The 11,122-nt window shown below is 40.0% G+C and carries 12 protein-coding genes and 1 pseudogene; 3 read left to right on the top strand and 10 right to left on the bottom strand.

Annotation, left to right across the window (positions count from 1 at the left end; translation table 11 throughout):
* Positions 1-31: 31 nt before the first annotated feature.
* Both JO375_RS17145 and JO375_RS17140 read right to left on the bottom strand, forming a co-directional pair.
* Positions 32-1,195 (bottom strand): WXG100 family type VII secretion target, encoded by a 1,164-nt coding sequence (locus JO375_RS17145; protein WP_229525602.1) that lies wholly within the window; start codon positions 1,193-1,195, stop codon positions 32-34.
* A 780-nt stretch (positions 1,196-1,975) separates the two neighbouring features.
* Positions 1,976-2,632 (bottom strand): hypothetical protein, encoded by a 657-nt coding sequence (locus tag JO375_RS17140; protein WP_229525601.1) that lies wholly within the window; start codon positions 2,630-2,632, stop codon positions 1,976-1,978.
* Positions 2,633-3,153: 521 nt separating this feature from the next.
* On the opposite strand from JO375_RS17140, the gene JO375_RS17135 reads away from it, so the two are divergent.
* On the top strand, positions 3,154-3,672 hold the full coding sequence (locus JO375_RS17135; protein WP_229525600.1) for a DUF3231 family protein: 519 nt from the start codon (positions 3,154-3,156) through the stop codon (positions 3,670-3,672).
* Between the two features lie 55 nt (positions 3,673-3,727).
* Here the strand turns inward: JO375_RS17135 and JO375_RS17130 are convergent, their stop codons facing one another.
* Positions 3,728-4,162, bottom strand: a complete 435-nt coding sequence (locus JO375_RS17130) for a nuclease (protein ID WP_377532134.1) — start codon at positions 4,160-4,162, stop codon at positions 3,728-3,730.
* A 485-nt stretch (positions 4,163-4,647) separates the two neighbouring features.
* Between JO375_RS17130 and JO375_RS17125 the strand changes: the two genes are divergently transcribed.
* Positions 4,648-4,809 carry a hypothetical protein gene (locus JO375_RS17125; RefSeq protein WP_197029894.1) on the top strand — a complete coding sequence of 54 codons (162 nt, stop codon included), beginning with the start codon at positions 4,648-4,650 and terminating at the stop codon, positions 4,807-4,809.
* Between the two features lie 42 nt (positions 4,810-4,851).
* A complete protein-coding gene (locus JO375_RS24590; RefSeq protein WP_267497739.1) occupies positions 4,852-4,986 on the top strand; it encodes a hypothetical protein in 135 nt (44 codons plus the stop codon).
* Positions 4,987-5,130: 144 nt separating this feature from the next.
* Here the strand turns inward: JO375_RS24590 and JO375_RS17120 are convergent, their stop codons facing one another.
* The 7 genes and pseudogenes from JO375_RS17120 to JO375_RS17085 all read right to left on the bottom strand — a co-directional run bounded on the left by JO375_RS17120 (position 5,131) and on the right by JO375_RS17085 (position 10,861).
* A complete protein-coding gene (locus JO375_RS17120; protein ID WP_229525598.1) occupies positions 5,131-5,247 on the bottom strand; it encodes a YjcZ family sporulation protein in 117 nt (38 codons plus the stop codon).
* Positions 5,248-5,862: 615 nt separating this feature from the next.
* On the bottom strand, positions 5,863-6,477 hold the full coding sequence (locus tag JO375_RS17110; protein WP_229525597.1) for a hypothetical protein: 615 nt from the start codon (positions 6,475-6,477) through the stop codon (positions 5,863-5,865).
* Between the two features lie 37 nt (positions 6,478-6,514).
* Positions 6,515-7,555: a hypothetical protein gene (locus JO375_RS17105; RefSeq protein ID WP_229525596.1), complete on the bottom strand. Its 1,041-nt coding sequence runs from the start codon at positions 7,553-7,555 to the stop codon at positions 6,515-6,517.
* A 165-nt stretch (positions 7,556-7,720) separates the two neighbouring features.
* Complete coding sequence (locus JO375_RS17100; RefSeq protein WP_229525595.1) at positions 7,721-8,275, bottom strand: phage holin, LLH family; 555 nt, start codon at positions 8,273-8,275, stop codon at positions 7,721-7,723.
* Positions 8,172-9,140, bottom strand: coding sequence for a glycoside hydrolase family 25 protein (locus JO375_RS17095; RefSeq protein WP_229525594.1), 969 nt, complete (start codon positions 9,138-9,140; stop codon positions 8,172-8,174). Before JO375_RS17095 ends, JO375_RS17100 begins: the two co-directional genes overlap by 104 nt.
* Positions 9,141-9,152: 12 nt before the next feature.
* Positions 9,153-9,604: pseudogene (locus JO375_RS17090) on the bottom strand (phage holin family protein).
* Positions 9,605-9,772: 168 nt separating this feature from the next.
* The gene (locus tag JO375_RS17085; protein ID WP_229525593.1) at positions 9,773-10,861 is read right to left on the bottom strand and encodes a hypothetical protein; all 1,089 of its coding nucleotides are present in this window, start codon (positions 10,859-10,861) and stop codon (positions 9,773-9,775) included.
* Between the last annotated feature and the right edge of the window lie 261 nt (positions 10,862-11,122).

Raw genomic sequence — 11,122 nt, 5'->3', positions numbered from 1 at the left:
TAAAACAAATGCTCCCATTATAAAATCTCCTCTACTCTATTTCCCATGGACGACCCGACCTTACCGCAGCGTTATGAGCAGTCTCATAGTCTGTTTTAAATATACCCTCAAATCTAGATTCAAACAATTCATGGTTAAGCAAATCCATATCTTTTTCTGTTTGTACCCCTTTTTGTAATCTATCCCATGCTTGAGCTATTTCGTAATCAGAGTGAAATCTACCATAACCACTTGACTTTATGTGTTCGTTTATGAAAACGTGTTCTTTGATTCTTTGAACTCTACTTTCCTTCATTCCAGAATTTTCGGCTATTGCTCTTACATCACTATCTGAAGCTCTGATTTGATCATACATCTCATCTGCTTCAGCTTCTCTACGAAAATATTCATCAATTGAAAGATCGTTTCTCCCACCTGTTTGTACTTCTGTTTTAGGTTCAGATTCTATTGAATTCAGTAAATTAGAATTCGTATTATTCTTCGGAATCTCATACTTAATAGATGATTTCAAACCAATTTTAGGTTTAATTACTGAGCTGACTCCTCCAAACAACCCAGCTGTACCGATCATATTAGCCCAGTGTTCCTTTGACCAAGCGTTGCTAGGGTTAAATGCTCCCTGAATCATGCCCGTTACTCCAAATGTACCGAAATTGAGCATGTCATTCCATGAATCATTTTGTTTAGCTGCCCGTTCCACGTAACCTTCATACATACCCTTAGGAATACCGAATGTCCAATAGTCTAAAAACCCTCCTACTGAATCATAGCGTTTTTCATACCTTTCCTCAGCAGCGTCTACAAAATCCTGGCCTATTTCAGTTAAGCTATCAACTGATTTCTGGAACGCATTCCGTGTATCTGGAGCAGGAACAGCACATGAATTCGGTGGAGGTGGGAAACAACTTTCGTCAATACTACCTGCTTCCATCAGATCAGCTAATCTAAATTTATCCGCATGATGACGCAATTCTTTTGCAATAGAATCTGTCAGGGTAACAAAGTCAGCCATATTCTTCTGAGAGGTCTGGAAGGAATAGTAAAAATGTTCTTTAGTCAGTCCTTCCCACAATTGCCCCATAGATGAAATTTGTTGTACTAAATTACTATTCATTTGTGTTACTAATTGTTGTGCCTGTTCGAATTGCTTGGAAACACTCATAAGTTGCTCAGGCGTCACTTTAATGGTTATCATAAAATACCTCTGATTTGAGTTCGTTATGACATAATAACACTATTCAAATTTATGGAAAATGACCCTGATTCCTAATTGTTATGCGAAGGACTATCCTTTCTACCTATGTCTAAAGGCTTACCGTCCTTGCTTTCAAATTGTGACCCTCAACCATATCCTGTAAAGGAATGAGTGTAAGAAGTTTTTTATAATTATGTAGCTGCTGCTTCGTGATACCAAGTTCCTGAGCGATATTGGCTTGTGTTTTAGCATAGGGATTAAAATTATTTGACTTCCTGTCAATATGCTTGTTATTCCCACTCTTTACACATAAATCCTTCCTAATTCAATAATACATTTTGAAGCCAAGTACAAGTCAAAAAGGCTAGACGGAATAACCATCTAACCTCTTGATAATAGTTGATTTTCTAGGGTCTACTGTGATCTTGAACCTGAGAGCATTTTATTCTCAGATTCCCCGTGATGACCTGTTGGTTCATAATTAGAGCCGTTTTAGGAGTGTATTATTTCAAAGCCTTTTTCGTTCCGCTCCTATTTGCGCTTAGGCACCTCCAACGACATCCTGGACAACCTGATGACTATGCGATTGAACAGGCACAGTAACAATAAACAAAAAACTAGCCGCTATGAGCAGCAACCTCGAAACGAGCCTTAGAATCAATCCTGAAGGCCCGTTTTTTGGGGAGTAAAGTTGTTCTTTCAACTTTTGCAGCAGTCTCCATGAGGGTTACAGTTCAGATCGATCAGCACAGTTGTTTCCTTTTTTATCTGTTCCCAAACCTACCAATCAATTTTGATAAAGCTCCAGAATATCCATATACTGATGCCCCGCCGCGCCGCTATTACTGATGGTTGTTGTTCAGGGTATAATAACCCAATGCCCAATCTGGGGTCGAGTACTTCTAACCTTCCTGTTTCCATTACCAAGGTTTTACCATCACGAGTTGCAATCCGTTCGGCAAAGCAATCACCAGTCTGAGCTGGGATAACCTCCCCTGACATCCTCCGCACGAACCTATAAAAGATATTATCATCAATCACGTAGACGCCAGCTAAAACCTCTTCGCCAGGATTCAGGTAATATAATGATTTTCGACCGCCCTCCCGTTTGCTAATCTGTACCGGGACATGTAGTGCCTTCCCTATAGGTGTAGTGACTCGGGTGGCCATTTGGAAATTGAATAATTGAGGCGATAAACCAAGGGACGTAGTGACCGGGTCAATGTCTTCTGGACTTTTTAACTGGTGAGCCATTTGTAATATTCCTGGAACAACAGAGTTTGCCTTAGCTAAAGCCTCATTAACTGTAGGGAATGATGGAGAAGGAACTGATGGGCAGGGGTATATGGGTGAATACGGATAAGAAAGCTGAAAGTCCGGTTGAATGGTTGACGTTGGCAAAGAAAACGGTGGCAGTTGTCTTATTTCTTCTTTCATTTAGTGTTATCCTCCCTAGATTATTGATCATACGCAGTATATGGGGGTTAGCCTAATGGAGATACAAATTTCGATTGGATTATAGAAATAATTTTGCCGATACGCCATCGTTTCTTGTCTTATAAAAAATATGCTTTCTGCTGCATTCCTATCGTAGCGTTACGGTAAGGAATTCTTAGTGTGTGTTTTAGTAATTCACTACTAGGTTTGCTGGTAATGATTTATTGGAGTAAACGTATATTTAAAACAGGAACCTTTTATAGCAGCAATGTAATCGAATAGATTAGGGTGATAAGTACATTTCGTTCAAAAACAGAAAAAATCCCCGCTAACCTTTAATGGTCGGCGGGGATTTGCTATTTAACGATAAACTCTACTCGGGTCCCATCTTTATATTTATCCAGCTTGTGACTTACCCATGATCCTGCTACACCACTTTGGTGACTGGTCTTACATTAAATTTTCACTGTTGGGCACAATAAACACGTACAAAATAAGAAAACGAAGGAGTGGTAATTACAATGGGTATTCTAAGCGGTAATCCTAAAAATGAGCCTATGCACTATGGAGAAATTTATAGTGTATGGATGTTCTCTGCATTAGCAAAGGGCAGCGTTTCCTTTTACCAAGCATTTTTAAACCACGCTGGAGACAAGGAACTAAAAAAAATACTTGATGATCTTATCGATCAGGCCAAACTGGAGATCAAAGAATGCGATACATTGCTCACTGATAATGGAATTGCCCCAGCTCCGGTCATGCCAGAAAGACCACCTGTGAAACTTGAAGATATTCCCGCAGGTGCTAGGTTTACTGATCCCGAAATAGCTGCTAAAATTTCATCAGATACCTCTATCGGGCTGGCTTCCTGCAGTCAAGCTATGGGTCAATCGGTCAGAGAAGACATTGGTGCTTTATTCGCTAAGTATCACCTAACCAAGACGGCTTTAGGCGTACGAATACTTCAAATGAACAAAGAAAAGGGTTGGCTTATTCCTCCACCGCTACAAGTAAAGCGCCCTGAACCTGTCAATGCATAATTTGAAATAAATAAAAATTCCCTGCCGACCAGTTAAGGTTAGCGGGGATTTTTTGTTATTTAACGACAAACTCTATTCGAGTCCCATCTTTAAATACGTACAGCTGGTCACTCACCCAGGATTCAGCTCCACGACTATCCTTTGGACTTATGTACTTAATATCTGCACCCACTCCACCTTCTGCACACATCGCCATAGGCCACTCATCAGGAGCTTTACCCTTGCGCGTAGGCACGTCTTTGAGGGACAACTCGCGATTATGCTCGGCCCCTTCGCGGTCAATCGTGCATGCGGGCGACTTCCCTGCTGCTATAGCTTCTTTAATATGCTGGGCTGTTTCTGGATACTTATCTGACGGAAACACCAGCCTAATAATTTCTTTGCCTGCTTCTGCAGAAACTTGTGTTACTTTCGTTACTGGGACCACATTTGGTTTTTGTTCATGCCCCAATCTCCATATATTCCAGGATAATGTGATGATAACTACCATTACTATCTCTAAAATTAGACCTTTCTTCAACTTAATTCCCCCTAAACGTAAAAACACCCCACCAGCTTAGCCAGTAGGGTGTCACCAATGCTTTCGGATTGCACAACGGTGCTTCCGTATGTGTTGTTATCAGTATAATTGGTTTGGGTGATTTTGTAAACACAATATGTAAGTTCATGTTGATCACCTCAGAATAGGTATTTCGGTGAAATTTAAAAAATCCTTCAATAAAAAAACTCCGGAGCAATCCGGTGTTTTAATATTCTATAAAGTTTCTGTCTGCATCTCCCATTGGCATAACGATCTTCTGATCACGATCAGAGCCTTTTAATATGACGATATGTTGAGTTTAATATCTTTTATATGGGACATAGAAATCTATCTATTAGGTAATAGTTTCTTTTTGCTGTTAATAGATTCATGCTTATACATCGCTATCGCCACTGACATATAAATAAAGTATACCTTAGCAAGGGGGGATGCAGATGATCAAAACAAGAGTAAAAACGTTCAAACATCGTGTCGGTAAAAACAAATTCTTGGTCGTTAAAATTTTTCAGGCTGCAAATGCCAGAACAAGAAATGGTAATGCGCTGGCAACCAATGCACTGAACATCAAAATATCCAAACGCAAAAAGCACCACTAAAACCATCCGCACCTTCATTTCCTATGAAAGGAGGTGATTCCTATGAGTAGAAGAAAACACCATGTAAAAAGAAATAGCATTTCGATCCGGTCAAAACAAAAAGCGTCTGCCCGTGCACAAGGCAATGCGCTGGCTGCCAATCTGTTCAACGTAAATGTTAAAAAGAGAAAACACTAATTTTTTCAGCAGGGCAAAGGCATTGCTCCCTTTGATATCTTTTAGCAACAGTCTTTACGAAAAGAGCCTAAAAATATTCCCCAGCCGACCATTTAAGGTTGGCTGGGTTTTTTGTTATTCGAGTGTTTAGTTCTTTTCACAAAATTAAACCCACAATGCTTTAGTAATGATAACCAACAGAATAAACAACACCAAGATTGCACCTATAGAGTTATGTCCACCGTATCCACCATAACCTGCTACACCTTCATATCCACTCATGGCTTGAACCTCCTTTATTTGTAGTACAACATAAATATATGCACAAATTCGTCAGAGGACAGGGCATACAGGTAAACATTACAATGGCTCTACCGGTTACATACCAGTAGAGCCTTTTATACCGAAACAATGATTAGGCGTTACTGCCGCGATGCTTTAAAAATTAAACCCAACAGGCTTTAATGATGATAACCAACAGAATAAAGAGTACCAAAATTGCCCCCGTCGATGTGAAAGGACAAAAATGTTTGGCCTTATGCTCATGCCCACATTCACTCACATGAACTCCTCCTTTTTTTTTTAGATACGGTGTACAGTATGTGTCATTAAAAAAATTGACAGGGCTAAGCGACAATTTGCAAAAATGACGGTGGAGCCTAAGAATCTTTATAAAAGAATTAAAATGATTACCAATAAAATGAACAATGCCAAGACCACAGTTATCGATGTCCAAACTTTCCCGGCAGTTTCTTCGCAACCTATTTCTATTCCCCTCACACGTACGCCTCCTTTGTTTACTCCACAGCCTATGCGAGGTATTGTTTAGGGAATGGACTTCTAGGTAAACAAAAACACCCCACCGGCTTAGCCAGTAGGGTGTCACATCCTTTTTAGCTACCTTTGTCTAAACCGTTCTGCCTCTCGATCATCTAAATATTTTTCCAGTCTAGACATCACACGTTTATACTTTTCTGCTTCATCTTTCTCTTTTTCAATATTCTCAGAAATTTTGTGCAAATCAACGCTATAAATTACAGATAAGTTAATACCGAGCCTTAAAGATGTAAGAAGCATGTAAAAAACAAATAAGAAGAAAAAAAACGATTTTATAAACTCATTAGTAATCAAAATGGCGAAAAAGGAGTAAAAAACAACAACAAAAGAAGCAATCAATCCAGTAATAACATATTTAATAATCTTTTTCAAAAGATTATCACTCAGTAACGCCATAACTGAATTAGCTTTAATACTACCAAGTACAGATAAAACCGTAATATAGATGCCCACAAAGATTGAAGCAATCGTTGTAATCGTTCCGATATTAGGTTCTATAATCAAGTCATAACTATGATAAAGAAAATTTTCCAGTGAATAAAGCCCATAACTCATATTAAAAAGAATTAATAGCTTGTTACCTAGAAATATCAAAACAAAAAGGGAGCATACAATCCAAATTAGCCCTTTTTCAAGAAACCATCCAAATCGATCGGCCCAACGAGATGTTCTCATTAAAATCACTTCACTCTCATAGCTTCATAACTAATTATTAAGCTGACTGTTCATCTTCATCTCTTTGACCTTGCTGAATTGGTACAAAATATTTTTCCCCTGGCAAAGGCACCAAAACAGGCATATTCGCTTCTTCATCATAGGGCATTCTTCGGATTGCAATAGAGCCCTGTCTACCTTTTTCTATATAACGCTCTAAAATTTTATCTCCTATGAATTCCCAACCATGATTAGCTTTGTCTCCTTCGAGAACTGAATCGCTTTTAATGCCTATATTTTTTAGTTCCAGTTCTTGAGTTTTTTTGCTTTGCGGAGTTTTATACTTTACTTTACAAGATAAGATTGAATCGTTCTCATTGATTTGCAGTAGATCAATGAGCCTTAAAATCTCCACACTATCTAAATCAACTTTTCTTTTACGGCCCTTTCCAAAACTAAGCTCCACTATGGGCGCGTCAGTTTCCTCATTAATTGTACCAGCTAGATTCATTAATCCACCAAACACAGAGCTACTTTGTGATGGATTTTGAGAGCGAAGTAACGTCGCAGCAAAATCTTCATCTTCAGCATTCATTTTTAAAGTTACGCTTTTGATGTCATTAGATCTTCTAATGTCAGCTAAACTAAGTTCAGAGTCAACTGGCAGGAAACTAACCGCCCATTGTTTCCTTGGATTATCCATAGGGAAAAATGAATTAAGATAATCTTCAATATCCTGTACTTTGACTCCAAAATAATTAAACTCTACTAGTACAGTCCTTACCATTGGCACCGTAACCAAAGTAACCATTTCAATGATATCTTTGTCAATCATACTCGCTTGATCAGAATTAATATCACCAGCATATGGTTTTATTGACTGTCTATACTTTCCGACGCAAGCTACTCTGCAGGTCTGATCCAAATCATGATGTGGCATCTTAACATGAAACAAGGCAGTAGGGTGAAATTTAATCTTTCTAAGACGATTGGGCCAATCAATATTCATAACCGCTTCAAGAAAATCAGAAAAATATAAAGTAGTTGCGGTTCCGTTTAACGTTATTACGACATTATAATAATGAAACTTTCTTGCCATCTTCAATTGCCTCCGTCCTGTAACCTAGGAAATTTATACTATTGTCATAGTTCTATGATCCCTGATTATGGAACGATTGGCAATTGGAACAAATGTTCTTTCATAGAACGTATGTTCCCCATATATATATTATTATATACAATATACCTATATAAATCTAGTCATTCATTCCACAGCTAAACCCGTTACAGTTGCCCGTTCTGCTGGAGCGGTTTCTTGCAACGATTTAGGCACCGTGCTTTCCGTAGCATCTGATCCTGTAGCCTGTGTAAGTATCTCCGATACCTTAGCAGCCAGAGAAGATACAGCTTCCTTAGCTGCAGCCTGCGCTACATCCTCGTTTGGCTGTGTTTCAGCGATGGATACTGCCTTTGTCTTAGCCTTATAATCCAGATATGCTTTTTCTATCGCGGATCGAATTTCTACAGCTGATACTGTAATACCTTGCTCCGCTAATCGAAGTGTAGCATACTGCAATGCCTCCTGAAGTTTACGCTCTCCCCCGGCCTGCTTAAATGCTGTCTGAGCAAATGCAAAGCCTTCTCCTGCTATCTTGTGAATTACTTCTCTCTGTGCTGCCGTTGTACGGGCCTCCAGCCATGTATTTACTTTTACCTTAACTGTATTCAGTCCAGCAAGAATAACGGCTGTGAGTACACCTACGACTGCTGTTGCAATGGTACTTACATATGGTTGTACGGTTTCGATTATAGTTTGCATGATTACTTATCCCCCTTGAGAATGTTTTTACGTAAACGACTAAGAGCAGCAGCAGCCTCTTCCCGGGTAATTGGTGGCCCGGGCGAGTACCATCAAAATACCCGTTTTCGGTCATCTCAGTCCATACATCCTCTGCCCACGGGCTAACCTTGTTAATGTCTCTTTGCTTTTCTATCACTGTACTTTCCCCTTTCTTTTTGAACCGCGTCTGCAGTTCGTCCACTGTGCCGTTAAACTCATTTAAATCAACTGGACCGGCAATACCTGATACCTTGCGTGTACCACTTGGAAGCATCCCACCAGTGCTGCCGTCACTGTATTGCCAAAAGTCCCAACTTGTCCAGCCGGACGCATCTGGTGGAACCTGTGTGGAGCTATAACGCGCGACCCATAGCGGGTAATTGTTTAGTCCGCTGAAATTACCGATAAACGATGGGTATGTGTACACAATAGGCTGCACGCCAGTAAGTTGCTCAACTTCCTGCAAAAACGCTTTGGCTACGGTAGTAATTGCCGCTTTGCTCAGGCCCGACTTATTGGACTCATAATCCATAACAGGCGGTAGATCGAAAGCCTGAATGCCTCCAGCGTCCTTAATTGCAGATACAAAGTTTGCTGCTTCCTGTCGGGCCGCTTCCGGTGTAGTAGCCGAATCGTCCACATAATGGTATGCACCTATCAGCAGACCAGCTGCTTTTGCGTCCTCCACAAATTGGAGGAACGTCTTGGAGCGAAACGTCTTGCCCTGTGTTGCCTTTATAAAAACAAATGATATGCCGTCAGCAGCAACCTTTTTGAAATCAATATCGCCTTGATGATGTGATACGTCGATTCCCTGGGCATTTCCCTTTTTACGTGCTTGCAATGTAATTCCTCCTTATATATCCTGATCTTTATTTTGTGGCTCCAGGTCTGGCATACTCGGATTTTTAGGAGCTTGAGAACGAGACTCAAAAATCTTAACAGCATTTCTGAGCACGTCCGGCATAGGTACACCCATGCGGCCTACATTTTCAATAACGGATAACAGTTCATTCGCCAAATAAAAGAAAATGACCGCATCTCGGAAATAGTGTGCATCCCCAAGAATACGATCAATCAAGTGAGCTATTGTAACCATTAGAAATATTGCTACCTTACGAGCTATGCCGTAAAATCCTTTCCTGCTTTTTAGCTCACCATTTATCCAAGCTGCTGCCCAGCCAGTGCGAAGTCGATAACGACTATCCACCATAGTAGCGTCAACATCGTTGTCCAGCCCCCGAAAAAATAACCGATCATGGCCCCCGCGGACAGGCCCTTAACCACCTGATCGACTTTCTCATGCATACTTTTTCCCCCATCTCTATAGGTCAGGACAATTTTCCTGCCCTTTGTCAAAAACCTTGTAAATTATTCCGTTAAATATTCTCTTAATTATTCCAAAACAAATAAGCCCCCGACCACTCCGAGGGCATAAAAAAACACGCCATAAAGGGCGTGTAATAAAAAAATAATTTAACTCGACATTATAGAACTGCCAATGAAAATTGCAGCTCGCATCTTTCCACTTATAGTATTGTTGGAGATCGAAATGTCTTTAAACTTGTTCTTAGGATCGCTTACTAAGCGTATACCAACACTATCAGTATTGTTAAGTTCTATTATATTACCTTTAATTTCAGTCCTTGATATTGAAGTATCCTCATCATTACCTATTGCAACTTGGCTTTTAGCTTTATTCGTACAAGTAATCGTGTTGTTCACTAATTTCAAATCCTTAACGTTGGATTGATCATGCCCAAGTTGCAAAACCAACTCAGACATAGATGTTATCCTATTATTTGACACCTTTATATTCTCAGGATTTGTGCCATCCAGTAGCAGGCCCCAAATGCCTAGATTTTTTGCGCGATCAACTTGTACCGTAGCCGACCCGTAGGTATCTTGTAGATTGTAACCAACACAATTTCTTATGATTATATTTCGAGAGCCACAAATGTCCGCAAAATGTTGATCGTGATTTAACGATTGGACACGTTCAATTAACACATTGTCAGCATGTCCTAGTGCAATTAAATCCCCGTAAGTCCTCGGTGTTGCGGTTACAGCGCCGTCCGTAATCGTAAAATTCCGTAATACGATGTTACCCGCAGCTTTATAACCTCCCTTAGTGTCGTAACCTTTATTAACTAGCAGTATACCGTCTTGATTCCGCTCGCTATCAAGGCGTTTAAGGATGGTGACACCCATACCAGAACCCTCAATAGTTACTCCAGCCGGAATCATTAAACATGCCTTGTTATGTGCACTTTTTGCTAGGCTTAGCAGATACGTCCCTTTGCCAAGGACGAGTTTACCGCCTCCTATGCTTTCAAGGTAATTGAGGGCAGACTGGATAGCTTTCGTCTGATCTGTCCCGTCCCCGGTGGCACCAAACTTATCTGCTGTGACTGTGTTTTTGGTTTCTTTATCCAACTTGCCGAGCACAGTACTAGAAAAATTACCAGCTTTAAAATCAATATAACTTTTTCCGAACGCATATGAAATTCCGATAGTGAAAATAAAAACAGTGACAATAAAAAACAGAGTAAATTTCTTCCTCATTCTTCTAACAACCTCCCTCACTAACACTAGATGTTAATACCTTACAATTAGTTGGGAAGTAAAGTCAATTATATTGGGGAATTTATACTCCAATACGCAACATTAAATATCCACTGGACCTGATTATACCTGCGTGGTCTGTTGGATTAATTGCCATGTTACAGCCAGCATTACCCGTGTTGATGGTTAAAGTGTTAATTACACGACCATTCGCATCATTTCCTGTAACTGACTTGCTCATTACTGTGCCTACAAATTTCG

The organism is Paenibacillus farraposensis (assembly GCF_020736845.1).
Classification (GTDB): Bacteria; Bacillota; Bacilli; order Paenibacillales; family Paenibacillaceae; genus Paenibacillus; species Paenibacillus farraposensis.
This window is presented reverse-complemented; position numbering and strand designations above follow the sequence as displayed.

Bases quoted from the DNA above. Each gene is read 5' to 3' on its own strand.
- JO375_RS17145 (WP_229525602.1), bottom strand. From the start codon at position 1,195: ATGATAACCATTAAAGTGACGCCTGAGCAACTTATGAGTGTTTCCAAG.
- JO375_RS17140 (WP_229525601.1), bottom strand. From the start codon at position 2,632: ATGAAAGAAGAAATAAGACAACTGCCACCGTTTTCTTTGCCAACGTCA.
- JO375_RS17135 (WP_229525600.1), top strand. From the start codon at position 3,154: ATGGGTATTCTAAGCGGTAATCCTAAAAATGAGCCTATGCACTATGGA.
- JO375_RS17130 (WP_377532134.1), bottom strand. From the start codon at position 4,162: ATGGTAGTTATCATCACATTATCCTGGAATATATGGAGATTGGGGCAT.
- JO375_RS17125 (WP_197029894.1), top strand. From the start codon at position 4,648: ATGATCAAAACAAGAGTAAAAACGTTCAAACATCGTGTCGGTAAAAAC.
- JO375_RS24590 (WP_267497739.1), top strand. From the start codon at position 4,852: ATGAGTAGAAGAAAACACCATGTAAAAAGAAATAGCATTTCGATCCGG.
- JO375_RS17120 (WP_229525598.1), bottom strand. From the start codon at position 5,247: ATGAGTGGATATGAAGGTGTAGCAGGTTATGGTGGATACGGTGGACAT.
- JO375_RS17110 (WP_229525597.1), bottom strand. From the start codon at position 6,477: ATGAGAACATCTCGTTGGGCCGATCGATTTGGATGGTTTCTTGAAAAA.
- JO375_RS17105 (WP_229525596.1), bottom strand. From the start codon at position 7,555: ATGGCAAGAAAGTTTCATTATTATAATGTCGTAATAACGTTAAACGGA.
- JO375_RS17100 (WP_229525595.1), bottom strand. From the start codon at position 8,275: ATGCAAACTATAATCGAAACCGTACAACCATATGTAAGTACCATTGCA.
- JO375_RS17085 (WP_229525593.1), bottom strand. From the start codon at position 10,861: ATGAGGAAGAAATTTACTCTGTTTTTTATTGTCACTGTTTTTATTTTC.